At 68.7% G+C, this 22,427-nt stretch carries 22 protein-coding genes; 14 read left to right on the top strand and 8 right to left on the bottom strand.

The features are described 5' to 3' along the window. Nucleotides 1-185 precede the first annotated feature (185 nt). The 4 genes from CFB40_RS27510 (at nucleotide 186) to creD (ending at nucleotide 4,673) form a co-directional block, all read left to right on the top strand. Nucleotides 186-899 carry an SDR family NAD(P)-dependent oxidoreductase gene (locus tag CFB40_RS27510; protein WP_089432964.1) on the top strand — a complete coding sequence of 238 codons (714 nt, stop codon included), beginning with the start codon at nucleotides 186-188 and terminating at the stop codon, nucleotides 897-899. Nucleotides 900-984: 85 nt separating this feature from the next. Next, nucleotides 985-1,704, top strand: coding sequence for a two-component system response regulator CreB (gene creB, locus CFB40_RS27505; protein WP_089427086.1), 720 nt, complete (start codon nucleotides 985-987; stop codon nucleotides 1,702-1,704). A 15-nt stretch (nucleotides 1,705-1,719) separates the two neighbouring features. Further along, the gene (creC, locus tag CFB40_RS27500) at nucleotides 1,720-3,171 is read left to right on the top strand and encodes a two-component system sensor histidine kinase CreC (protein ID WP_089432963.1); all 1,452 of its coding nucleotides are present in this window, start codon (nucleotides 1,720-1,722) and stop codon (nucleotides 3,169-3,171) included. A 110-nt stretch (nucleotides 3,172-3,281) separates the two neighbouring features. Then, nucleotides 3,282-4,673, top strand: coding sequence for a cell envelope integrity protein CreD (creD, locus tag CFB40_RS27495; protein ID WP_089432962.1), 1,392 nt, complete (start codon nucleotides 3,282-3,284; stop codon nucleotides 4,671-4,673). Between the two features lie 87 nt (nucleotides 4,674-4,760). Here creD and CFB40_RS27490 read toward each other — a convergent pair whose 3' ends face one another. Further along, nucleotides 4,761-5,183, bottom strand: coding sequence for a RidA family protein (locus CFB40_RS27490; protein ID WP_089433331.1), 423 nt, complete (start codon nucleotides 5,181-5,183; stop codon nucleotides 4,761-4,763). A gap of 189 nt (nucleotides 5,184-5,372) precedes the next feature. Here CFB40_RS27490 and CFB40_RS27485 point away from each other — a divergent pair, with 189 nt between their 5' ends. Together CFB40_RS27485 and CFB40_RS27480 are read left to right on the top strand one after the other, a co-directional pair. Continuing rightward, nucleotides 5,373-5,810 (top strand): hypothetical protein, encoded by a 438-nt coding sequence (locus tag CFB40_RS27485; RefSeq protein WP_254600166.1) that lies wholly within the window; start codon nucleotides 5,373-5,375, stop codon nucleotides 5,808-5,810. A gap of 82 nt (nucleotides 5,811-5,892) precedes the next feature. Beyond that, the gene (locus tag CFB40_RS27480) at nucleotides 5,893-6,090 is read left to right on the top strand and encodes an oxidoreductase-like domain-containing protein (RefSeq protein WP_069252077.1); all 198 of its coding nucleotides are present in this window, start codon (nucleotides 5,893-5,895) and stop codon (nucleotides 6,088-6,090) included. A gap of 82 nt (nucleotides 6,091-6,172) precedes the next feature. Here CFB40_RS27480 and CFB40_RS27475 read toward each other — a convergent pair whose 3' ends face one another. After that, complete coding sequence (locus CFB40_RS27475) at nucleotides 6,173-7,633, bottom strand: MFS transporter (RefSeq protein WP_089432961.1); 1,461 nt, start codon at nucleotides 7,631-7,633, stop codon at nucleotides 6,173-6,175. Nucleotides 7,634-7,803: 170 nt separating this feature from the next. On the opposite strand from CFB40_RS27475, the gene CFB40_RS27470 reads away from it, so the two are divergent. Continuing rightward, nucleotides 7,804-8,676: a LysR family transcriptional regulator gene (locus CFB40_RS27470; protein ID WP_089429065.1), complete on the top strand. Its 873-nt coding sequence runs from the start codon at nucleotides 7,804-7,806 to the stop codon at nucleotides 8,674-8,676. A gap of 59 nt (nucleotides 8,677-8,735) precedes the next feature. Continuing rightward, nucleotides 8,736-9,056 (top strand): DUF7660 family protein, encoded by a 321-nt coding sequence (locus CFB40_RS27465; RefSeq protein WP_089427090.1) that lies wholly within the window; start codon nucleotides 8,736-8,738, stop codon nucleotides 9,054-9,056. 50 nt (nucleotides 9,057-9,106) lie between these two features. On the opposite strand, the gene CFB40_RS27460 is transcribed toward CFB40_RS27465, so the two are convergent. Continuing rightward, nucleotides 9,107-10,009: a LysR family transcriptional regulator gene (locus CFB40_RS27460; RefSeq protein ID WP_089427091.1), complete on the bottom strand. Its 903-nt coding sequence runs from the start codon at nucleotides 10,007-10,009 to the stop codon at nucleotides 9,107-9,109. Nucleotides 10,010-10,110: 101 nt separating this feature from the next. Here CFB40_RS27460 and CFB40_RS27455 point away from each other — a divergent pair, with 101 nt between their 5' ends. Beyond that, the gene (locus CFB40_RS27455; RefSeq protein ID WP_089432960.1) at nucleotides 10,111-11,094 is read left to right on the top strand and encodes an NAD-dependent epimerase/dehydratase family protein; all 984 of its coding nucleotides are present in this window, start codon (nucleotides 10,111-10,113) and stop codon (nucleotides 11,092-11,094) included. Between the two features lie 347 nt (nucleotides 11,095-11,441). On the opposite strand, the gene CFB40_RS27450 is transcribed toward CFB40_RS27455, so the two are convergent. The 5 genes from CFB40_RS27450 to CFB40_RS27430 all read right to left on the bottom strand — a co-directional run bounded on the left by CFB40_RS27450 (nucleotide 11,442) and on the right by CFB40_RS27430 (nucleotide 16,394). Next, nucleotides 11,442-12,143 (bottom strand): DUF2848 domain-containing protein, encoded by a 702-nt coding sequence (locus tag CFB40_RS27450; protein WP_089432959.1) that lies wholly within the window; start codon nucleotides 12,141-12,143, stop codon nucleotides 11,442-11,444. Nucleotides 12,144-12,196: 53 nt separating this feature from the next. Then, a complete protein-coding gene (locus tag CFB40_RS27445; protein ID WP_089433329.1) occupies nucleotides 12,197-13,516 on the bottom strand; it encodes an MFS transporter in 1,320 nt (439 codons plus the stop codon). A gap of 79 nt (nucleotides 13,517-13,595) precedes the next feature. Beyond that, nucleotides 13,596-14,282, bottom strand: a complete 687-nt coding sequence (locus CFB40_RS27440) for a DUF4286 family protein (RefSeq protein WP_089432958.1) — start codon at nucleotides 14,280-14,282, stop codon at nucleotides 13,596-13,598. A 99-nt stretch (nucleotides 14,283-14,381) separates the two neighbouring features. Next, on the bottom strand, nucleotides 14,382-15,416 hold the full coding sequence (locus CFB40_RS27435) for a LysR family transcriptional regulator (protein WP_089432957.1): 1,035 nt from the start codon (nucleotides 15,414-15,416) through the stop codon (nucleotides 14,382-14,384). A gap of 186 nt (nucleotides 15,417-15,602) precedes the next feature. After that, on the bottom strand, nucleotides 15,603-16,394 hold the full coding sequence (locus CFB40_RS27430; RefSeq protein WP_089432956.1) for an SDR family NAD(P)-dependent oxidoreductase: 792 nt from the start codon (nucleotides 16,392-16,394) through the stop codon (nucleotides 15,603-15,605). Nucleotides 16,395-16,794: 400 nt separating this feature from the next. Between CFB40_RS27430 and ypfJ the strand changes: the two genes are divergently transcribed. The 5 genes from ypfJ (at nucleotide 16,795) to CFB40_RS27405 (ending at nucleotide 22,393) form a co-directional block, all read left to right on the top strand. Continuing rightward, nucleotides 16,795-17,676 carry a KPN_02809 family neutral zinc metallopeptidase gene (ypfJ, locus tag CFB40_RS27425; protein WP_089427097.1) on the top strand — a complete coding sequence of 294 codons (882 nt, stop codon included), beginning with the start codon at nucleotides 16,795-16,797 and terminating at the stop codon, nucleotides 17,674-17,676. Nucleotides 17,677-17,846: 170 nt separating this feature from the next. After that, the gene (locus CFB40_RS27420) at nucleotides 17,847-18,587 is read left to right on the top strand and encodes a helix-turn-helix transcriptional regulator (RefSeq protein ID WP_089427098.1); all 741 of its coding nucleotides are present in this window, start codon (nucleotides 17,847-17,849) and stop codon (nucleotides 18,585-18,587) included. A 51-nt stretch (nucleotides 18,588-18,638) separates the two neighbouring features. Next, nucleotides 18,639-19,316: a hypothetical protein gene (locus tag CFB40_RS27415; protein WP_089432955.1), complete on the top strand. Its 678-nt coding sequence runs from the start codon at nucleotides 18,639-18,641 to the stop codon at nucleotides 19,314-19,316. Between the two features lie 191 nt (nucleotides 19,317-19,507). Beyond that, the gene (locus tag CFB40_RS27410) at nucleotides 19,508-21,010 is read left to right on the top strand and encodes an aldehyde dehydrogenase family protein (protein ID WP_089432954.1); all 1,503 of its coding nucleotides are present in this window, start codon (nucleotides 19,508-19,510) and stop codon (nucleotides 21,008-21,010) included. A 42-nt stretch (nucleotides 21,011-21,052) separates the two neighbouring features. After that, complete coding sequence (locus CFB40_RS27405) at nucleotides 21,053-22,393, top strand: aspartate aminotransferase family protein (RefSeq protein WP_089427101.1); 1,341 nt, start codon at nucleotides 21,053-21,055, stop codon at nucleotides 22,391-22,393. Nucleotides 22,394-22,427: the final 34 nt, after the last annotated feature.

Here is a 22,427-nt window from a genome sequence, read left to right as displayed (position 1 = left end):
GCATCGCCCAGACAACCCGGGTGAAACGACGGAAGCACTGCGCCGTCGCAGCCTCGTTGCGGTGCGCACGGACGCGTGAACGGCGCTACCCTGTGGCACATTGCCGGCCACGCACGCATGCCGCGGCCGGCATCGCTCATGCAACACGCATCATCAAGCAACCCTCGATCCAGGAGAAAACATCGATGGAACACGATTTCAAAGGCAAGGCAGTCGCGATCACCGGCGGATTCGGTCACCTGGGCATCGCGACGGCCGCGTGGCTCGGCGAGCGCGGCGCACGCGTCGCGCTGATCGGCCGCGGCGCGGCCCCGGCGGCGCAGGCGCTGCCCGGCGTGCCGGCCGACGTGCTGCGCATCGGCGGCATCGATCTCGTCGATCCGCAGGCCGCCGCGCAGGCGCTCGACACCGTGCAGCGCGAATTCGGCCGGGTCGATGCGCTGCTGAACATCGCGGGCGCGTTCGTGTGGCAGACGATCGCCGACGGCGACGCCGCCACGTGGGACCGCATGTACGAACTGAACGTGAAGACCGCGCTGAACGCATCGAAGGCCGCGCTGCCGCACCTGCTGGCGAACCCGGCCGGGCGCATCGTCAACATCGGCGCGGGCGCGGCGTTCAAGGCCGGCACGGGGATGGGCGCATACGCGGCCGCGAAGGCCGGCGTCGCGCGGCTCACCGAGGCGCTGGCGGCCGAACTGCTCGACCGCGGCGTGACGGTGAACGCGATCCTGCCGAGCATCATCGATACGCCGCCGAACCGCGCCGACATGCCGGACGCGGATTTCACGCGCTGGGTGAAGCCGGAGCAGATCGCGGCGACGATCGGCTTCCTGTTGTCGGCCGACGCGCAGGCGATCACCGGCGCGTCTATTCCGGTGACCGGCCGCGTGGCATAGCGCGGCGGGGCAAGGGCAGGGGCTCGCGCGGCGGCCGGCCGTGCGTACAATGTCGCACCGGATTGCGCGAGCCCTGACTGAGACCATGCATCAGCCCACTATCCTGATCGTCGAAGATGAAGTGGCGATCGCGGACACGATCATCTATGCCCTCGGCACCGACGGCATGCAGACCGTCCACTGCATGCTCGGCCAGGCGGCGCTCGACCACCTGCGCGACACGCGCGTCGATCTCGTGGTGCTCGACGTCGGGCTGCCGGATCTCAGCGGCTTCGAGGTGTGCCGGCGGCTGCGCACGTTCTCCGACGTGCCGGTGATCTTCCTCACCGCGCGGCACGATGAAATCGACCGGATCGTCGGGCTCGAGATCGGTGCCGACGATTACGTGGTCAAGCCGTTTTCGCCGCGCGAACTGGCGGCGCGGGTGCGCGTGATTCTGCGGCGCTTCTACCGGACGGCTGCGCCCGAATCGATCCCCACGCCTGTGGTACCCGTACCCGCGCCGGCCGAGACAACCGCACCGGGTTTCACACTCGACACCGACGGCGCCCGCATATCGTGGCTCGGCCACGCACTGGACCTCACGCGCTACGAGTTCGGGCTGCTGGCGCTGCTGGTCCGGCATCCGGGGCGCATCTACTCGCGTGAGCAACTGATGGACCTCGTGTGGCACGAGGCATTCGATTCGGCCGACCGCACGGTCGACACGCACATCAAGACGTTGCGCGCGAAGCTGCGCGCGATCGACCCCGAGCGCGACCCGATCCGCACGCATCGCGGGATGGGTTATTCGCTGCAACCGTAACGACCGGCTCCGTCCATGCATATCGGCCTGCGCATCTTCTTCGGTTTTTTCCTGATCGTCGGCCTGGCTGCGCTGATCACGCTGCGCGTGTTCGTGCAGGAGGTGAAGCCGGGTGTGCGCGAGGCGATGGAGGACACGCTCGTCGATACCGCGCAGGTGCTCGCGACGCTGGCCGCCGACGACCTGGCGAACGGCCACATTGCCAACGGCGCGTTCGCGCGGCAACTGTCGAACCTGCACGAACGCCCGATCAGCGCGAACGTATGGGGCGTGCAGAAGAACACGATCGGCTACCGTCTCTACATCACCGACGCGCACGGCATCGTGCGCTACGACTCGTCCGGCCGCGCGGTCGGGCAGGACTATTCGCGCTGGAACGACGTGTACCGGACGCTGCGCGGCGAGTACGGCGCGCGCAGCACGCGCAGCGATCCGAACGATGACAGTAGCACCGTGATGCACGTGGCGGCGCCGATCCGGCACGGCAACGAGATCATTGGCGTGCTGACGATCGCGAAGCCGAACCAGACGGTCGCGCCGTTCATCGCGCGCAGCCAGCGCAAGATCATGCTGTACGGCGCGCTGCTGATGGGCGGCGCGATCCTGATCGGCGTGGCCTGCACGTGGTGGCTGGTGGTCGGGCTGCGGCGCCTGCAGCGCTATGCGCGCGCGATCGCGGGGGGTGAGCGGGCCGACATGCCGCTACAGGGCGCAAGCGAGCTGGCCGAGCTCGGGCGCGCGGTGGAAAGCATGCATCAGCGGCTGGAAGACCGGCAGTACGTCGAGACCTATATCCACACGCTCACGCACGAGATGAAGAGCCCGCTGGCGGCAATCAGCGGCGCGGCCGAACTGCTGCAGGAAGACATGCCGGTCGCGAACCGGCGGCGCTTCACCGAGAACATCCGCCGCCAGGCCGGCCGACTCGAACAGATGATCCGCAAGCTGCTCGCGCTCGCCGAAGTCGAGCAGAAGCAGCGCCTGTCGGTGCGCGAACCGGTCGCGCTGCGGCCGGTGCTCGAACAGCTCGTCGACGATATCGAGCCGCGCGCGCGGCAGCGCGGCGTGAACCTCGCGATCGACGCGCACGACGCGGCCGATCCGGCAGTCGTCGAAGGCGATCCGTTCCTGCTGCGCCAGGCGCTCGGCAACCTGCTCGACAACGCGCTGGATTTCGCGCCGCAGGGCAGCACGATCCGCATCGCGCTCGAACGGCAGCCGGCGGGCAAGGCCCATGTCGCGGTCGTGCGTGTGACCGACGACGGCCCCGGCGTGCCCGACTACGCACTGGCGCGCGTGTTCGAGCGCTTCTATTCGCTGCCGCGCCCCGACGGCCAGGATCGCAGCACGGGCCTTGGGCTGTGTTTCGTCCGCGAGGTCGCGATGCTGCACCGCGGCCAGGTCGCGCTCGCGAACCGCGACGAAGGCGGCGCGTGCGCGACGCTCACGCTGCCGTCGGCGGGCTGAACTCCCTTCAACTTCACGTTCGACACACCTTCGCTTCACACCGGCTTCAATCGCCCTTCACCGGGGCGGCTCATGCTGACCGTACCCTTTTACTCCGGTACCTGTCGGCCATGAATCGAGTCCTGTTGTTCAAATTCGCGATCACCGCGTTTCTCGCGCTGCTGATCCTGATCCCGCTGCAGATGGTGCAAAGCATCGTGCATGAACGTGCCGCGTATCGCCGGGATGCGCTGCAGAGCATCTGGTCGAGCTATGCGGGGCCGCAGACGGTGGCGGGCCCCGTGCTCGTCGTGCACTACACGGAAGTCACGCGGGTGCGCGACGATTCGCCGGCCGGCGGCGCGACGAAGACGAGCCTGCGCAGCGAGTCGAAGCGCCTGCTCGTGTTTCCGAAGACGCTGAACGTCGACGGCACGCTGACGACCAGCGTCCGGTATCGCGGCATTCACAAGGCGCTGGTGTACGAGCTGGCGAGCCGGATGACCGGCACGCTGGCGTTGCCGGACCTGAAGAAGCTGCCGCAGGTGGACGGCCACGTGAGCTTCAAGATCGACGATGCCTATGTGTCGATCGGCATCGGCGACATTCGCGGGCTGACCGCGCAGCCCGACTTGCGCATCGGCGGCACGCGCTTCGACGTCGAGCAGGGCACGCGGCTGGACAGCCTGCGCCAGGGCGTGCACGCGAACGTCGATCTCGCGGCGCTGGCGGACGCAAACGCAGGGGCGGTCGTGCCGTTCAGCGTCGACCTGCCGTTGCGCGGGGCGGATTCCGTCGCGTTCGCGCCGGTGGGCGACCAGAACGATTTCTCGCTGAAATCGACGTGGCCGCATCCGAGTTTCGACGGCGCATTCCTGCCGAACAACCGCACGGTCGATGCGCGCGGCTTCACCGGCAACTGGCGCGTGACGTCGTTCAACACGAAGGCGCGTGAGCAGATCATCTCGGGCGACGGGGAAGGCGCGATCGAAATGGCGTCGGTGTCGGTGATCGAACCCGTGAACGTCTATCTGCAGGCCGAACGTGCGACGAAGTACGGCGCGCTGTTCGTGATGCTCACGTTCGCGAGCTTCTTCATGTACGAGCTCGTGAAGCGGCTGCGCATTCACCCGATCCAGTACACGCTGGTCGGCCTGTCGCTCGCGCTGTTCTTCCTGTTGCTGCTGAGCCTGTCCGAACACATCAAGTTCGCGTATGCGTATCTCGCCGCGAGCGGTGCATGCATCGGGTTGCTCGCCTTCTACCTGTCGTTCGTGCTGCACAGCGTGAAGCGCGGGGCGGTGTTCGCGGTGCTGCTCGCGGTGCTGTACGCGGCGCTCTACGGGTTGCTGCTGTCGGAAGACAACGCGCTGATGCTCGGTTCGCTGCTGCTGTTCGCGATCCTCGCCGGCATCATGACGCTCACGCGCCGCGTCGACTGGTATTCGCTCGGTGCCGCGTGGCAGCCGCTGGCCGACAAGGCGGCGGCGGGTGCCGCGAAGCCGGGCGCGCAGGTGAAGTAAGCGCGCGAGGTGTGGGCAGGCGCGCCGGTCGGGAACTTCACGACCGGCGCGTCATATGGCACATCGCCACATCGCCACATCGCCGCTTCACGCGCGCGATGCAGGCCGTCGAAAACGCGCCAGCGGAATCTCTGCAACAGCGGTGATCTCGATCAGCAGATCGGGATGGTAGAGACGCTCGACCTGGACGGTCGTCGTCACGGGATAGGGCTCGGCGAAGTAGGTCTTGCGGATGTCGCCGGCCTGCATGAAGGCATCGATGTCGGTCGCGTAGTGAACGAGCGAGATCACGTCCTGCATCTGTCCGCCCGTCGTGGCGAGCACGGCGCGGATGTTGTCGAGCGTCTGGCGTACCTGCATGCGCATGTCGCCGTGGCCGACCACCCGGCCGTCGCGGTCGAGCGACACTTGCCCCTTCAGGTGCACGATCCGGCCATCGCCCTGGATCACGGCCATCGAGAACGCGCCGAACGGCGCCCAGACTTCCGGCGGATTCACTGCTTCGGCCATCGTGCGGCTCCTGTGGGGCGATGACGAGGATGCGGCGGCGAGCGTCGCGGTGGGTTCGGGCCGTGCGTCGGCCGGAACGCGATGGAAGCGAGACATCGACAGCGTCGCCGGGTTCGCCGACAATCGCGCCATTATGGATCAGCGCCCGGCGAAGCGTGAGCGACGCCACGGCGGCAACGACGACACCCCATGGACGACATCCGGATCATCAGGGATCTCGCGGAAATCGAGGACACCGCCTACATCGAGCTCATGCGCGGGCCGTATGCGCGCAAGTGCTGGAACGAGGGATCGCTGTTTTTCAGGGAGGAAGTCTTCGGCCTGCTCGAAGCGGCGATCTCGCGGCAGATCCCGGACTACGATCATTACGCGTTCAATGGCATCGGCATGCCGGACTGGCTTCGGATCATTGACGAACTGGACGATACGCGCAGCATGCTGGGCGACGCCACGCAGCGAACGGCGGCACTCGACCGGCTCGGCTTCGTGTTCCGCGATTCGCGGCAGGATTTCATCGACCGTCTGGACGCGAGTTGCGCCGCGCTTGCGGAAGTGATTGCCGAAATCGATGCATGGACACGCGAGATCCGGATTCGCCACGATCAGGTGACGATATTGGGGATATGACGCCGCGTGACATGGCCTGCGCGGCACGCATATCGGGCGGCATCCGCTTATACTGAGCGCGTCCATTCATTCGATTTTCGCCGTGCCCAACACTGCCTCTCCGGATCCGTCCGTCGACGATCCCCGTCCGACCCCGCCCATCCAGCCCGAACTCGAAGACTGCTGCAACAGCGGCTGTTCACCGTGTGTCTTCGATCTCTACGACGAAGCACTCGCACGGTATCGCGTCGAGCTGGCCGAATGGGAAGCGCGCCAGGCGCAACGCAAGCATCACGCGTGATGCCCGAGACCGGCGAGCGGCCGCACCTGCATCGGCATCGCCTCCGCATCAGACCCTGCCGTCGCAACGCTTCCCGTCCCGCTTACCCGCCTGCATGCAGCCGCCGATGCAGCGGCCCGAGCATCGCCGACAGCACAATGCATACGAGCAGGACGGCCGTCAGCGCGAACATCGACGTCCTGAAGCCCTGCACGTAATCGAGCGCGGCCGGATGCGCGCCGAGCCGGGCGAAGAACACGCCGCCGAGCGTGGCCGCGCCGACAGCCGCGCCGATCTGCAGCATCGCGGTGACCATGCCGGAGGCGACACCCGCGCGCGCCGTGTCGACTTCCGCGAGCACGATCCGCACGACCGACGGCAGCACGAGGCCCTGGCCGATCCCGATCGCCGCGATCCCCACGTAGAAGCCGGCGCCCGGCGCGGTTGCACCCGCCAGCGCGGCGGCCGTCGCGACGCCGGCCGCGAGCATCGCGAAACCGAGCGTGAGCACGCGATAGCCGCCGAACCGGCCGACGAGTCGCGGCATCAGCAGCGGGCTCGACAGGAAACCGAGCCCGAGCGGCAGGATCGCGAGCCCGGACGCGAGCGGCGACCAGTTCAGGCAGCCCTGCAGGTAGATCCCGTAGCTCAGGAAGAACGCGCTCAGCGTGTAGAACAGGAACGCCAGTACGAGCCCGAGGGCGACGACGGGATTGCGGAACAGGCGCACGTCGAGCAGCGGATCATGGCCGCCCGCGAGACGGCGCGCCTCGACCGCCAGCAGCGCGCCGAGCATCGGCAGCGCGCCGACGAGGCACGCGACCATCCACAGCGGCCAGCCGGCCTCGCGCCCGTGCGTGAGCGGATAGACGAGCATCAGCAGGAACAGCGACAGCAGCACCATGCCCGGCACGTCGATGCGCTGGCCTTTCGGCGGGCGGCTTTCCGGGATGAAGCGCCAGCTGCCGATCAGCGCCAGGATGCCGATCGGCAGGTTGACGAGGAAGATCGCGCGCCAGCCGAGCCCGAACGGATGCAGGCTGATCAACGCGCCGCCGCCGAGCTGGCCGATCACGGCCGCGAGGCCGAACACGAAACCGTAGAAGCCCATCACGCGCACCTGCTCCTGCGGGCTGAACACGCTGCGGATCGTCGCGAGCACCTGCGGCGCGAGGATCGCGGCGAACAGGCCCTGCAGCACGCGGCCGCCGACCAGCACCGCGCCGCTGCCGGCGAGCCCGCACAGCGTCGACGCGACGACGAAGCCGGCCATCCCGATCATGAACATCCGCTTGCGGCCGTACAGGTCGCCGAGCCGGCCGCCGGTGATCTGCACGACGGCGTTCGCGCACGCATACGCGGACACGACCAGCTGCAGCTCGGCCGGGCGCGCGCCGATGCCGTCGCGGATGGCCGGCAGCGCGAGATTCACAATGAAGTAGTCGAGCGGCGGCAAAATCGCGCCAACCAGCAGGACCACCAGCGCCCAGCCGTGGTGGCTGCGCGGCGTCGCCGCGGCGGCCGCGCCGGCCGGCACGCAGGGGGCAAGGGTGTCGTTCGTCATGGAAGCAGGTCCGAAAGAATGAGTGCCGCATTCACGCCGGATGCGGCGACAGAAGCGCCGGATCGGCCGTGGGCGGGCGATTGACCCCCATTCTGGGTGGTGACGATGAATCGGAAAAGCGGGAATTGGTGGTAGCATCCATCGGGTTAATCGATGGATGGGGAATGGCGATGCGCGGTTTCGACCTGGATCAGTTGCGTACTTTCGCGGCGGTCGCGGATGCCGGCAGCCTGACGGCCGCCGCGCCGCTGCTGCACCTGTCGCAGTCGACGGTCAGCGAGCAGGTGCGCAAGCTCGAATCGCGCGCCGGCGTGCCGCTGTTCGTGCGCAGCAAGCGCGGGGTCGAGCCGACGCCGGCCGGCTCGCGGCTGCTGCAGCATGCGCGGCGCATCGTCGCGCTGAACGAGGCCGCGTTCGACGAAGTGCGCGGGCAGGCGATCAAGGGCGAGCTGCGCGTCGCGATCACCGATTACTACCGGACCAACGAAGTCGCGGGCCTGCTCGCGCGGCTGCGGGAGTGCTACCCGCAACTGAGCCTGCACGTCAGCGCGATGAAGAGTGCCGATATCGAGGCCGCGCATGCGCGCGGGCAGGTCGATCTCGGCGTGGTGATGAACCTGTCGAGCGGGCCGTTCCGGCCGGCGTCGGCCGATACGCGCTGGGTGCTGCGGCGCGAGCCGCTGTCGTGGGTCGCATCGCCCGCGCTCGCCGAGCAGTTGCCCGAGCCGCTGCCGCTCGTGCTGCTGCCGGACGACTGCATGATGCATCAGGTCGCGGTGCGCTCGCTCGACGAGCAGCACATGCCGTACCGGCTCGTGCACAGCGCGTCGGGCGTGGCCGGGCTGCAGTCGATGCTGGCGGCGGGGCTCGGGGTGGGCTGCCTGTGCGCGTCGGCGATCGGCGACGGCATGATGCGGCTCGGCGCGAAATACCGGCTGCCGCCGCTGCCCGACGCGGTGTTTTCGCTGACGCCGCCGATGCCCGGCGAACGCGAAGCCGTCACGCAGGCGCGCGAGGTGCTGTCGCGGCAATTGCTGATGTGAAACCGGGCCGCACGACTGGCGGCGGCGCGTCCCTGAGAGGCGCGCGAAGGAACATAAAAATGAACGACGAACTGCAACGCCAGATGGACGCGAAGCTGCAGGATGCGCTGGAGCGCGTGGTCGACGAACGCTCGCTGATCCAGTTTCTGCGCGTGCTCGGCCACGACTGGAACACGGAGCGCCAGCTCGAGGCCGACGTGCCGCCGTCGCCGTACGCCCGCGCCGCGCTCGGCTGGGAAAACCGCTCGATCGGCGAGTACCTGGACGCGATGGTCGACTGGGCCGAGGCGTCGGAAGAAGGGCTGCGTTTCTACGACGTGCCCGACAATCCGTGGCGGCGCATGGCGGACATCCTGTTCGCCGGGAAAATCTACGAATAGCGCCGCGCGGGCGCTGCGTTCACTTCGTCCGTGCCGTCGCCGCGCACCGTTTATTCGACGATTTCGCCGCTCACATACGCATGCAGCCCGTCGGCCAGCGCATCGAACACCGCGCGGCAGCGCGGGCTCGACCGCAGGTCCTCGTGCATCACGACCCAGGTTTCCAGCTGCATCGCGAGCGTGTCCGGCAGCACCCGCACGAGCCGCGCGTCACGTTTCGCGAGCCCGCTCTGGCAGAAGCCGATCCCGTAGCCGGCGCGGATCATCGCGAGCTGGGCGAGGTTGCTGTCGGTGCGCAGCGAGAACGCATCGCGCTTCCACAGCGGCATGCTGCGGCCCATCGAGCGGATGAACGGCGTGACCGTATCGAAGCCGATCAGCGCGTGATGCGCGAGTGCGTCGGTCGTCTCGGGCACCCCGTTGTGCGCCAGATAATCGTCGCGCGCATACAGCCCGACATCGACCGCGCCGATACGGCGCGCGACGAGCGCCTCCTGCGTGGGCGGCGCCATCCGTACCGCGATGTCGGCCTCGCGCTTGAGCACGTCCTGGAGGCGGTCGGTCGGCACCAGTTCGATGACGAGCCCCGGGTGGTTGCGCCGCAATTGCGCGAGCATCGGCGGCAGCACTTCGACGGCGATCACGTCGCTGGCCGAGATCCGCACGATGCCGCGCACGCCGGCGCCGTGGCTCGCGGCCGCGCGCTCGAACGCGGCCGCCGCGCTGCGTAGCGCCTCTGCATGGCCGCGCAGCGCGAGCGCCGCCTCGGTCGGCAGCAGGCCGGACGGCGAGCGCGTGAACAGCGTCTGGCCGAACGCGGCCTCCAGCGCCGCGACGTGGCGGCCGGCCGTCGGCTGCGTGATGCCGAGGGCGCGTGCCGCGCCCGACAGCGAGCCTTCCGTCAGCACGGCGAGAAAGGTGCGGTAGCGTTCCCAGTTCAGATCGGTGGTCATGCATAAATGTATAGCTGATCCATTAGGTTCGGCAATTCCTTGATAGCCGAAGCCGCGCCAGAATGCTTGCCATCACGGACATTCATTCAAGGAGAGCGGCAATGACGACCCACGCAGGCGGGACGCAACGACAGGCACTCGTGCTCGGCGCGAGCGGCGGGATTGGCGGGGAAGTCGCGCGGCAGTTGCGCGATGCGGGCTGGCAAGTGCGCGGGTTGAAGCGCGGGCTCGATGCCGAAGTCGTGGAGCGCGACGGCATCACCTGGATGCGCGGTGACGCGATGGATCGCGACGCGGTCGTCCGCGCCGCGCGCGGCTGCGGCGTGATCGTGCATGCGGTGAATCCGCCGGGCTACCGGAACTGGGCCGGGCAGGTGCTGCCGATGATCGACAACACGATCGCGGCGGCAAAGGCGGAGCGGGCCACCGTCGTGTTGCCGGGCACCGTCTACAACTACGGCGCCGATGCGTTTCCGGTGCTGGTCGAAGATGCGCCGCAGCATCCGTCGACGCGCAAGGGCGCGATTCGCGTCGAGCTGGAGCGCCGGCTACAGGATGCGGCCGGGCAGGGCGTCCGCACGATCATCGTGCGGGCCGGCGATTTCTTCGGGCCGAAGCTCACCGGCAACAGCTGGTTCGCGGCGGGGCTCGTCAAGGCCGGGCAGCCGGTTGCGTCGATCAGCGTGCCGGGGCGGGATGGCATCGGGCACCAATGGTCGTACGTGCCGGACGCCGCGCGCGCGATGGTCGAGCTGATCGAGCGGCGCGACACGCTGGAACCGTTCGCGCGCTTTCATCTCGGCGGGCATTGGGATGCGGATGGCACGCAGATGGCGGAGGCCGTGCGCCGCGTCGCGCAGCGGCACGGGTTGCGGCCGACGGTGCGCAAGTTCCCGTGGTGGTTCGTGTGGGCGGCGGCGCCGTTCGTCACGACGCTGCGCGAATTGCTCGAGATGCGCTACCTGTGGCGCGAGCCGATCCGGCTCGACAACACGCGGGTGACCGCGGTGCTTGGCCGTGAGCCGGTGACGCCGCTCGACACGGCGGTGGAAGCGACGCTGGTGGGCCTCGGGTGTCTCAAGTGAGCAACGGCTCGTGCCTGGGTCCATGCTCCGGCACGGGCGGGCACGATGGCGAACCGCAGCACCTGCGGCACAACAATTCTCCACATACCCGGGCACGTCCGATGCGCATCATGTCGGCTCATGTCGATCAGGCGGAAACGGGGGCGCAATGTTGCATTTCGGATGGAAAGTGTCGGTTGCGGGCGCAATGATGCTTGCATTGAGCGGGTGTACCAACCTGGCTGGTGTGCTGTATTGCGGCAACTCGCAGCTCAACTTTCCCGATTATCACTGCTTTTAGGCGTATTAGCGGGAGCCGGCGCGGCGACAGAACGCTGGCGGGCCCATCTGCCGCGCCTCGTTGCCCGTTATGCCACGACCGGTAACACTTCCACGGCGTAGCGGTGCCGAAGGCTGCGCCCCAGCACCGGATCGTGCAGCTCCATCTCGAACGCCTCGCCGTCACCCATTGCCGCGATCGGGCCATGCACGGCAACCGTGCCGCCATACATCGCGCCGCGCGCGGGCATCGTCCGGCCGTCATCGAAGCGCTGCCACAGCACCTCGGGCGCAAGCAAACCACTCACCGCGCCGTGCTGGTACGCCGTCCGCTCGCCATCGCGCGAAATCAGCCACGAACGCATCTCGATCGCATCCCAGTGATCCGCAACGTCCGCGTGAAGCCACGCGTCGTGGCCGAGCGGTTTCGCGCACACCTGCTTCGACACCGCTACGCCGTACGCTTCGACCTCACGATCCGTATGATCGGAGCCGACGGTCACGAGCGTGCCGGCCGGGCTGTCGACCAGCACGCATTCGATCTCGCCGCCCGATCGTGCGCCGAGCACGCCGATCGCGGGCGCCTGCGTCAGCAGCGCGGCCGACACGCGATAGAAGCAGGGCGTGATCGACGGCGGCGCGACGCCGAGCGCCGCGAGTTCGTCGATATGCGCCTGGATTGCGGCCGGATCGCGGCCGGCCCAGCCGGCGATCACGACGCGCGCGATCTCGACGTCGACGGTGGCCGGCGCACCTTTCCGGGGAATGACATTAAACGACAGGGTTGGCATACGGGTATCCGTTTGAAGTGCGAAGGAATGAAACGGCTTGCTGGCGGCGACGTTCAATCCGCGAGCGGCTTGTGCGCGGTTTCGCGTGCGACGAGGAGCGCGATCGACGTGACGACGAGCGCGGCGGCGACATACAGCGACACGGCCGTCGTCGTGCCCGTCTGCCGGAACAGCGCGGCGATCACGAGCGGCGCGAAGCCGCCGCCGACGATGCCGGCGAGCGTGTACGCGAGCGACGAGCCCGCATAGCGCACGCGGGTCGGGAACTGTTCGGTCACGAACGCGCCCTGCGGGCCGTACATCACCGCGTGGATCACGAGGCCGATCGCGACGGCCGCGACGATCGCGCCGGGGCGCGCCGAATCGAGCAGCGTGAAGAACACGAACGCCCACACGATGCCGGCGAGCGCGCCGCCGAGATACACGGGCCGGCGGCCGAAGCGGTCCGACAGCGCGCCGAAGCACGGCACCGCGAGCGCGTTGCAGGCCGTGCCGATCATCACGGCCGTCAAGGCGACGGGGCGCGACAGGTGCAGCACGGTCGTTACGTAGGTGAGCGTGAACACGACGATCAGCGCATACAGCACGTCCGAGCCGATCCGCGAGCCACCCGCGATCAGCAGGCGCTTCCAGTGGACCTTCAGCACGTCGGCGACGGGCACCTCGGCAGTCGCGTGCGATTCGGCGAGCTGCTCGAACTGCGGCGTTTCGTCGACGCCGCGCCGCAGCCAGAAGCCGAACACGACGAGCAGCGCGCTGGCCGCGAACGGTACGCGCCAGCCCCACGACAGGAAGTCGCCGGACGTGGTCGACAGCGTCACGAGCGCGATGCAGCCGGTGCCGAGCAGCGTGCCGAACGACGGGCCGATCTGCGTCCATGATGCGGACAGCCCGCGCCGCTTCTGGTCGCCGTGCTCGACCGACAGCAGCACCGCGCCGGCCCATTCGCCGCCGAGCGCGACGCCCTGCACGAAGCGCAGCGCGACGAGCAGGATCGGGCTCAGGATGCCGGCCTGCGCGTAGGTCGGCAGCGCGCCCATCAACGCGGTCGTCACACCCATCAGCACCAGTGTGAGCATCAGCACCGCGCGGCGGCCGATACGGTCGCCGAGATTGCCGAATACGAAGCCGCCGAGCGGGCGCGACACGTAGCCGACCGCATAGGTCGAGAACGCGAGGATCGTGCCGGCCAGCGGATCGACCGACGGAAAGAACAGGTGGTTGAAGACGAGCGCGGCGAGCGTGTTGTAGATCGTGAAGTCGTACCACTCGAGCGACGTGCCGATCATGCTCGCGGTCGCGAGTCGGCTGGTGCGGACGCGGCGGGGCGCGTGGGCGGCGGGCTGGGCGAGCGTGTTCATGGTGTCGGGCAGGTCGTGATGGTGAACGGGATGAGGCGCCGGGCCGATGCGTGGGTGGGCATCGCGCCTGCGGTACGGCGGGCGTGGGCGATCAAGCCGAGCATGCCGCGGCAGCGGGTGCGGTTTCGACGTCGCCGTGCGTGACGTGCAGCGGCGCGGCGGCGCGCCACAGCAGCTCGAAGGTGCGCACGTCGTCGTGCCCGGCGAGCGTGGCGGCCACGCGGCGGGTCGCGGCCGCATCGCTGCCTTCGATCAGCACGAGCGCATCGGCGGCCGGGCGCGCCGCTGCAGCGGCGCCGATCGGCGCGGACAGTTCGGGCGCGGTGCAAAAGAGGCGTGCCGCGTGGATGCCCGGTTCGTGCAGCACGTCGTCGAAACGCTCGCGCAGCTGCGGCACGTCGATGCGATCCGGCGGCAGCACGAACAGCGCGAGATGCGCGCCTTCTCCGTCGCCAACCTCGATCGTCAGTTCTCCGACGCGTCGCTGCGTGCCCGTCATGCGCTCGAAGTTCGCGAGCGACCATGCGGTCTGCTGCGCGAACGCGCGCCGGTACGCGCCGCCATGGAACACGTCGAGCGCATCCGTCACGTACAGCGCGAGGTACTTGCGCGGGCCGCGGTCGGTCGCACGAAAGCGCCGCGCGTGCGTGAAGCCGGGAATCGCGACACGCTCCTGCATGTGCTCGCGGTCGTACCACGCGTTGAAATCGGCTTCGTGCGCGGGGTCGATATCCGTCCAGACGCAAAGCTGGCCGTGTGGAAGGGAAAGGCGGGTCATCGCGGGGTTCCTCGTGACGGGGATGTCAGGAACCGCAGTTTCCCGAAGACGGGCCGTGCCCGTCCAACAAGAAAACAAATTCGCGGTGAACAGGTTTTCTTATGAGCGGCGCGGGCGGCGTTTCGCGGCGGGCGGGGCTGATGGCGTCGTGCGTTTCGCTTTTGCCGGTGCTTTTGCTTTTGCTTTGGCTTTTGTCGCGGGACGGGTGGGTGTTTCGACCACGCTGTCGGGCGCGGCCGTCTTTGCGTGATGCGCGGCGGCCGACATCGCGCGCGCGACTTCGCTGGCCAGTTCCGCGATGCGCGCGGCCACCGGCAGGCCCTGGCTGCGATACGTCGCGACGAGCGGCAGCGCGGGGAATTCGGGTTCGACGTCGAGCAGTTCGAGCGTGCCTTCGTGGAGTTCGCGCCCGATGATCGCGGGCGGCAGCGCGGCCACGCCGAAACCGTCGGCGACGAGGCGGATCATCGCGGCGACCGACGTGATGCAGTTGATGCTGGCCGGCCGCTCGACGGCCGCGAACAGCCGCTCGATCGTCGCGTGCGGGCCCGAGTGGCGCGAGAAGCTGATGATCGGGAATGCCGCGAGGCGCGCGACGTCGAGCGCCTGGCCGCCGAGCCCGAGGCGCGGGCTGGCCGCCCAGCGCACCGGGAATTCGCACAGCGGCAGGTTCGTGAAATCGGGGCCCGGCACCGGGTCGGTCTGCAGGATCAGGTCGACGCCGTCGGTGCTGAGCAGGCGGATCAGGTGCAGCGTCGTGTCGCTCGTGATCTCGACGTCGAGGCGCGGATAGCGCTCGCGCAATTGCGCCATCAGCGCGGGGAACCAGCTGTGCACGATCGATTCGATCACGCCGATCCGGATCAGGCCCGCATCGCTCGCCGCATCGATGTCGCGGCGCATTTCGCCGTCGAGCCGCACGATCCGCTCCGCGTACGCGAGCATGCGGCGCCCGGCGGGCGTGAGCGTGGCCGAACGCGTGTTGCGGTCGAACAGGCGGACGTCGAATGCTTCCTCGAGCGACGCAATGCGGCTCGATACGGCGGCCTGTGTGGTGTGCAGTTTTTCGGCCGTGAGCCGGAAGTTTTCCAGCTTCGCGAGCCAGACGAAGGTTTCAAGAAACCGGATGTTCATCGACGTTCGAACCGTGAGGCAGTGCCGGGCGGGGCGGCGGGATCGGTCGATGGTAGCGGATTTTCGGGGGCGGGAAAGAAGCGGGTGGCGTGGCGCGCGTGCGTGGGCAGGCGCTGGAGGACGGGAGGACCTGAACGCAACGCCGCCCGCGACGCGTACGTCACGCGAGCGGCACACCCACGCGCATCAAAGCCTGTCGAACGCGAGCGTCGGCACGTCCACCACCATCGCGCCGCCGTCGGCAACGAGCGTCGCGCCGGTCACGAACGACGCATCCGGCGATGCGAGGAACGCGCACACGGCCGCGATCTCGTTCGGATCGGCCGCGCGCCGCAGCGGCACGTCGGCGCTGACGCGTGCATACGCGCCGTCGAGCGTGTCGCCGTGCGCCGACATCAGCGGTTCCATCTCCGCGTCGGCCATCGGCGTGCGGACCCAGCCGGGGCACACCGCATTCGCCCGCACGCCGTGCGGCCCGTAGTCACGTGCGAGCGACCGGGCGAGCCCGAGCAGCGCGTGCTTGCCGACCGTGTAGCCGCACACGCCGGGCCCGGCCGCGAGCGCGGCGATCGACGCGACCAGCACGATGCTGCCGCGCTGCGCGATCAGGTCGGGCAGGCACGCGCGCGCGCTGACGAACGCGGTGTCGAGGTTCGCGTGCATCGCGTCGCGCCACTGCGCGTCGTCGGTTTCGTCCGCGCGGCCGAGCCCGTGGCCGCCCGCGCACGCGACGAGCGCATCGACGCGGCCGAAGCGTTCGGCGATCCGCGGCAGGAAGCGGGCCCAGTCGGCGGTGCTCGCGGCGTCGCCGGCCAGCGCGAGGCCGCCCGTTTCGGCGGCCAGCGCGTCGAGCGGCGCCTGGCGCCGCCCGATCAGCACGACGCGGTCGCCCCGGCGGGCGAAGCGGCGCGCGCAAGCGGCGCCGATACCGGTGCCCGCGCCGGTGATCGCGATCGTGCGGGGTGTCGGGTGGGTCATGTCGTGCTCCGGAAAGGTGTCGTTTCCGGTCACTTTAGGCGGCGCCGGCGAGCGCCGGTATCAGCCGAAAGGATGAACGCGGGCGGCATCCGGGCGGCCGGCGCGGTAGCGGGCCATTTTGCAAAGGCTGACGATGTCCGGCGCCGAATCGCTCTATCCTCCACATTTTTGCGATAAGTCACGAAAGCCCGGCAGAATAGCGCGGGCGGGCCGCGCATCGACGCGCGGCGCATCGGCCGGCCGATTCCGTCGTGCGAGCGGAGCGGCAGGCCGGCGATCCCGGCAGCAGCGTACACCCCGTGCGCGGGCGTTGCATCGGCCGGGGATCGTGTCACGACAACCTATCGCCCGGTTGCGCGCTCGCGTGCCGGACCATCGACAAGAACAGGGAGGGCCGGCTATGAGGCTGGACGACGAAAGGGAAAGCACGAACGTCGAGGATCGCCGCGGCGCCGGCGGGTTCGGCGGCGGGCGTGGCGCGACGATCGGCATCGGCACGATCGTGGTTGCGTTCGCCGCGTCGTATTTCTTCGGGATCGACCCGCGCGTGATACTCGAAGGCGCGTCGGCGCTGCAGGGCCGCCAGCAGCAGGCGCAGCCCGCGCCCGCGCAGCGGCAGGGCGAGCCGGCGAACGACACGGGCGCGGTGTTCACGCGCAAGGTGCTCGGCAATATCGAGCGCACGTGGACGGGCGTGTTCAATACCCAGCTGCACGCGCAGTACCAGCCGCCGACGCTCGTGATGTTCACGAACTCGACGCCGACTGCATGCGGCACGGGCCAGACCGCGATGGGGCCGTTCTACTGCCCGGGCGACCGCAAGGTATACATCGATCTCGGTTTCTACGACGAACTGCGCAAGCGTTTCGGCGCGGGCGGCGATTTTGCGCAGGCTTACGTGATCGCGCACGAGGTCGGCCATCACGTGCAGAACCTGCTCGGCATTTCCGACAAGGTCGACGCCGCGCGCCGGCGGGCGAGCCAGGCGCACTCGAACGCGCTGTCGGTGCGGATGGAGCTGCAGGCCGACTGCTTCGCCGGTGTGTGGGCGAACAACGCGCAGCGCGCGAACCAGCGGCTGATGGAACCCGGCGATTTCGAGCAGGGGCTGAAGGCGGCCGCCGCGATCGGCGACGACCGGCTGCAGCAGCAAGGGCAGGGCTATGTCGTGCCGGAGAGCTTCACGCACGGCACCAGCGACCAGCGCGTGTACTGGCTGCGGCGCGGGATGGAGTCGGGCGAGCTGAGCGCCTGCGACACGTTCGCCGCGAACGCACGCTGAATCGAGCGCGTGCCTGGCCGCGCGCCTGCATCGTTCCGGCCGGAGGGTGAATCCTCCGTACCGGCCGGGCCGGGACGATTTGCCGATTTGCGCTCACCGGCGCTTTTCGGCGCCGGTAGGCTGGCCCGAACTTCGATCTTCAATAAGTTCGCCCGCCAGCCGATTCCACCATGCCGACCTCATCCGTTCCCGCCGACCCGGCCGCCGCCGACTGGCCACGCGCGCTGCGCGCGTGCGTGGACGCGTTCGACGCGTTCGCGAGCCCGTCCGCGATCGTGTTCTACCGGCTCGACCAGAGCGGCGAACCGGCCGATTTCGAGCTGTTCGGGATGCCGGAATCGATGCATCGCACCTATGTCGCGCGCTACCGGATGCTCGATCCGCTGCATCCGTCGCGCTGCGCGGCCGGTGAGCGCGCGGTCGTCACGCTTGCGTCCCAATTGCCTGACGAAAGGCGCGACGCGTCCGCGTACTGGACCCGCTTCCTGCGGCGGCACGACGTGGCCGACGTCGTCGAGATCTGGCTGCGCGATGCGGGCCGCACGGTCGGTGCGTTCTCGCTGCTGCGCTTCGAGGCGGGCGACACGCGCGGCGGCGTGGCCGGCAACAGCACGGCCGCGCGGTTCGCGCCCGGCGAGATCGAAGCGCTCGTGCGGCTGCAGCCGGTGGCCGAAGCCGCGCTGAGCCCGCTGCTGCGCGCGCGGCGCGGGATCCACCGGATCGGCTGCGAGGAGCGGCTGACCTACCGCGAGGAGCAGATCGCGCGCCTCGTGCGCGACGGCCGCTCGAACAAGGAGATCGCCCGCGATCTCGCGCTCGGCCAGCCGACCGTCAAGACGCACCTGATGCGGATGTACCGCAAGCTCGGCGTGTCGAACCGCACGGAACTGGTGGGGGCGCTGTTCCTGTAATTCATCGGATAATTGCGATCCGGACTTCGAACCTTTCGCGATCGCCGATTCATGAATATCAAAGTCAAAGCGCTGCTGGCCGTGCTGCTTGTCTTGCTGGGTGTTTCGACGGCCTCGACGGCCTTCGCGCAAGAAAGCGAGCCCGATCCTTGCCTCGTGCTGCGACCGACCCAAATTGCCCCGGACGACGTCGGCGAGGCCGCTGATTATCCCGGCGGCGGGTGGCTCGGGCTGATTCCGGTCGGAAACCGCTGGACGCTCGCACCGGCAAGCGTCCGGTTCGAACCGTCGCAACCGGGCGGCGACATCGTCGACATCAAGTCAAACCTCGGAAAAGCCGTGGCGCTGTTCCGCTGCAAGTGGCTCAGGCAGGGCAAGGTCGACGCGGCGAACCTGGCGTTCCCGAAAGACGGAAGGGCGATCGAGCCCGGCGCCAGCCCGCTGCGCGTCGATTTCCACGGCCGCCGGTACGCACTGCGTCACACGGCGTCCGGTGCGGTGATTGCCGAAGGCGATGGCAAGCGGTCGGTCCTGCATGATTTTGGCGGAGGCTCGCCGCCGTTCAGCGCATCGCTGATCTGGGCGGGCGACCTCGATCGCGACGGCCGACCGGACTTCCTGCTGGAATTCGAAAGCGACCTCGGCGCCAGCTTTTGCCTGTTTACATCGGGCAGTGCGAAGGAAAACGAACTGGTCGGCGGCGCCCGCTGCATGTACTTCAGCGGCTGACCGAGGCTGCTGCCCCCGGCCGGCTTTCCACGTCGATCGCCAGCCACCCCGCGCGGTTCGAACCCGCGCCTCCCCACCGCCCACGCGCTGCCAATTTGCGCTCACCGGGCGCGAACCCTCGTCGATACAGTGGAACGACGCCCGCGTGCCCGTGCGCACGCGGTCCAGCCACGACAATCCTCGAGACGCCCATGAGCACCACGAATTTCGTCGCCGTCAGCGACACCGTGCGCACCTTCGTTGCGCGCGACTTCGGCCTCTTCATCGACGGTGAAATGCAGCCCGCGCACGCGGCCGCGCGGCTCGACGTGTACGACCCCGCGACGGGCGAGCGGCTTGCGACGGTCGCGGACGCCGACGCACACGACGTCGACCGCGCGGTCGCCAGCGCGAAGCATGCATTCGACACCCGCGTATGGAGCGGCCTGCGCCCGGCCGACCGCGAACGCATCCTGCTGAAACTCGCCGACCTGATCGAAGCCGACGCCGAAACGCTCGCGCAGCTCGAAACGCTGAACCAGGGCAAGTCGATCCACGTGTCGCGCGCGATCGAGGTCGGCGCGAGCGTCGAATACGTGCGCTACATGGCCGGCTGGGCGACCAAGATCACCGGCCAGACGCTCGACGTGTCGATCCCGTTCCCGCCCGGCGCGCGCTATACGGCCTATACGCGCAAGGAGCCGGTCGGCGTGGTCGCGGCGATCGTGCCGTGGAATTTCCCGCTGATGATCGCGGTGTGGAAGCTGATTCCCGCGCTCGCGGCCGGCTGCACGATCGTGCTGAAGCCGTCGCCGGAAACGCCGCTCACCGCGCTGCGCCTGGCCGAGCTCGCACGCGAGGCCGGCGTGCCGCCCGGCGTGTTCAACGTCGTCACCGGCGGCCGCGTGTGCGGCGCCGCGCTCGCGAGCCACCCGTCGATCGCGAAGATCTCGTTCACGGGCTCGACCGCGACCGGCAAGCTGGTCGGCGCGGCGGCCGTGCAGAACATGACGCGCTTCTCGCTCGAGCTCGGCGGCAAGAACCCGATCGTGATGCTCGACGACATCGACGTCGCGCAGGCGCTTGACGGCGTCGCCGCCGGCGCGTTCTTCAACCAGGGGCAGGTGTGCGCGGCCGCATCGCGCATCTATGTGCACCGCAGCAAGTTCAGGCAGCTCGCGGACGGCCTCGCGGGCGTCGCGCAGTCGATGAAGCTCGGCGCGGGCCTCGACACGACCGCGCAGATCAACCCGCTGGTCTCCGCGCACCATCGCGACAAGGTCGTCCAGCACATCGAAGGCGCGCGCCGCGCGGGCCTCACGTTCCTCGCGGGCGGCACGCCGGCCGACGACCTGCCCGGCTACTACGTGAAGCCGGCGGTGATCGCCGATCCGCATCCGGACAGCGCGATCGTGCGCGACGAAGTGTTCGGCCCGGTGATCGTCGTCATGCCGTTCGACGACGCGGCCGATGCGGTGCGTCTCGCGAACGCGTCGCCGTACGGCCTTGCCGCGAGCCTCTGGAGCAACGACCTGACGCGCGTGATGAACCTCGTGCCGCAGATCGAGGCCGGCACCGTGTGGGTGAATTGCCATATCCCGCTCGACCCGTCGATGCCGTTCGGCGGTTACAAGCAATCGGGCATCGGCCGCGAATTCGGCCAGTACGCGATCGAAGGCTTCACCGAAACCAAATCCGTCTGCATCGCGCACTGACGCGCGGCCTCAACCTCAACCGATCCGACAGTGGAGACTGCAATGAGCTACAACGAAGCGAAATTCTGGCACCCGATGCTGCACCCGAACGAGATGAAGCAGCGCAAGCCGATCCGCATCGTGCGCGGCGACGGCTGCTACGTGTTCGACGAACAGGGCCGCAAGCTCGTCGACGGCGTCGCGGGCCTGTGGAACGTGAACGTCGGCCACAACCGCCAGGAAGTGAAGGACGCGATCGTGCGCCAGCTCGACGAGCTCGAATACTTCCAGCTGTTCGACGGCATTTCGCATCCGCGCGCGGAGGAACTGTCGAAGAAGGTGATCGACATGCTCGAACCGGAAGGGATGCGCCGCGTGCTGTACAGCTCGGGCGGCTCCGACTCGATCGAGACCGCGCTGAAAATCGCGCGCCAGTACTGGAAAGTGCGCGGCCAGGCCGACCGCACGAAGTTCATCTCGCTGAAGCAGGGCTATCACGGCACGCACTTCGGCGGTGCGTCGGTGAACGGCAACACGGTGTTCCGCCGCAACTACGAGCCGAACCTGCCGGGCTGCTTCCACGTCGAGACGCCGTGGCTGTACCGCAACCCGTTCACGCAGGATCCCGAAGCACTCGGCCGGATCTGCGCGGAGATGTTGGAACGCGAGATCCAGTTCCAGAGCCCCGACACGGTGGCCGCGTTCATCGCGGAGCCGATCCAGGGCGCGGGCGGCGTGATCGTGCCGCCGGCCAACTACTGGCCGCTGGTACGCGAGGTGTGCGACCGTTACGGCGTCCTGCTGATCGCCGACGAGGTCGTGACGGGCTTCGGCCGCAGCGGCAGTATGTTCGGCAGCCGCGGCTGGGGCGTGCGCCCGGACATCATGTGTCTCGCGAAGGGGATCTCGTCGGGCTACGTGCCGCTCGGCGCGACGGTCGTGAACGCACGGATCGAGGACGCGTTCGCCGCGAACGCCGATTTCGGCGGCGCGATCATGCACGGCTACACGTATGCGGGCCATCCGGTCGCGTGCGCGGCGGCGATCGCGAGCCTCGACATCGTCGTGAAGGAGGACCTGCCGGCGAACGCGGCGAAGCAGGGCGCGTATCTGCTCGAAGCGTTGAAGCCGTTCGCGGAACGCTTCGCGGCGGTCGGCGAAGTGCGCGGCAAGGGGCTGATGCTCGCGCTCGACCTGGTCGCGAACAAGGACACGCGCGAGCCGATCGACCCGCTCTCAGGCTATGCGAACGCGGTTGCGGAAGTCGCGCGCGAGAACGGCGTGCTGGTGCGTCCGGTCGGCACGAAGATCATCCTGTCGCCGCCGCTCGTGATCCAGCGCGAGCAGCTCGACCGGATCGTCGACGCGCTCGCGGCCGGCTTCGAGGCCGTGCCGTTCGCGTGATGGCGTGACTCCGTGACTCCGTGACTCCGTGACG

The sequence above is a fragment of the Burkholderia sp. AU31652 genome (assembly GCF_002223155.1).
Classification (GTDB): Bacteria; Pseudomonadota; Gammaproteobacteria; order Burkholderiales; family Burkholderiaceae; genus Burkholderia.
The sequence above is the reverse complement of the archived record's forward strand: the minus strand, read 5'-3'. Positions and strand labels throughout refer to the sequence as shown.

Bases quoted from the DNA above. Each gene is read 5' to 3' on its own strand.
- CFB40_RS27455 (WP_089432960.1), top strand. From the start codon at position 10,111: ATGACGACCCACGCAGGCGGGACGCAACGACAGGCACTCGTGCTCGGC.
- CFB40_RS27465 (WP_089427090.1), top strand. From the start codon at position 8,736: ATGAACGACGAACTGCAACGCCAGATGGACGCGAAGCTGCAGGATGCG.
- CFB40_RS27430 (WP_089432956.1), bottom strand. From the start codon at position 16,394: ATGACCCACCCGACACCCCGCACGATCGCGATCACCGGCGCGGGCACC.
- CFB40_RS27420 (WP_089427098.1), top strand. From the start codon at position 17,847: ATGCCGACCTCATCCGTTCCCGCCGACCCGGCCGCCGCCGACTGGCCA.
- CFB40_RS27510 (WP_089432964.1), top strand. From the start codon at position 186: ATGGAACACGATTTCAAAGGCAAGGCAGTCGCGATCACCGGCGGATTC.
- CFB40_RS27410 (WP_089432954.1), top strand. From the start codon at position 19,508: ATGAGCACCACGAATTTCGTCGCCGTCAGCGACACCGTGCGCACCTTC.
- CFB40_RS27415 (WP_089432955.1), top strand. From the start codon at position 18,639: ATGAATATCAAAGTCAAAGCGCTGCTGGCCGTGCTGCTTGTCTTGCTG.
- CFB40_RS27460 (WP_089427091.1), bottom strand. From the start codon at position 10,009: ATGACCACCGATCTGAACTGGGAACGCTACCGCACCTTTCTCGCCGTG.
- CFB40_RS27405 (WP_089427101.1), top strand. From the start codon at position 21,053: ATGAGCTACAACGAAGCGAAATTCTGGCACCCGATGCTGCACCCGAAC.
- creD (WP_089432962.1), top strand. From the start codon at position 3,282: ATGAATCGAGTCCTGTTGTTCAAATTCGCGATCACCGCGTTTCTCGCG.
- CFB40_RS27440 (WP_089432958.1), bottom strand. From the start codon at position 14,282: ATGACCCGCCTTTCCCTTCCACACGGCCAGCTTTGCGTCTGGACGGAT.
- creC (WP_089432963.1), top strand. From the start codon at position 1,720: ATGCATATCGGCCTGCGCATCTTCTTCGGTTTTTTCCTGATCGTCGGC.
- CFB40_RS27470 (WP_089429065.1), top strand. From the start codon at position 7,804: ATGCGCGGTTTCGACCTGGATCAGTTGCGTACTTTCGCGGCGGTCGCG.
- CFB40_RS27490 (WP_089433331.1), bottom strand. From the start codon at position 5,183: ATGGCCGAAGCAGTGAATCCGCCGGAAGTCTGGGCGCCGTTCGGCGCG.
- CFB40_RS27475 (WP_089432961.1), bottom strand. From the start codon at position 7,633: ATGACGAACGACACCCTTGCCCCCTGCGTGCCGGCCGGCGCGGCCGCC.
- ypfJ (WP_089427097.1), top strand. From the start codon at position 16,795: ATGAGGCTGGACGACGAAAGGGAAAGCACGAACGTCGAGGATCGCCGC.
- creB (WP_089427086.1), top strand. From the start codon at position 985: ATGCATCAGCCCACTATCCTGATCGTCGAAGATGAAGTGGCGATCGCG.
- CFB40_RS27485 (WP_254600166.1), top strand. From the start codon at position 5,373: ATGGACGACATCCGGATCATCAGGGATCTCGCGGAAATCGAGGACACC.
- CFB40_RS27435 (WP_089432957.1), bottom strand. From the start codon at position 15,416: ATGAACATCCGGTTTCTTGAAACCTTCGTCTGGCTCGCGAAGCTGGAA.
- CFB40_RS27450 (WP_089432959.1), bottom strand. From the start codon at position 12,143: ATGCCAACCCTGTCGTTTAATGTCATTCCCCGGAAAGGTGCGCCGGCC.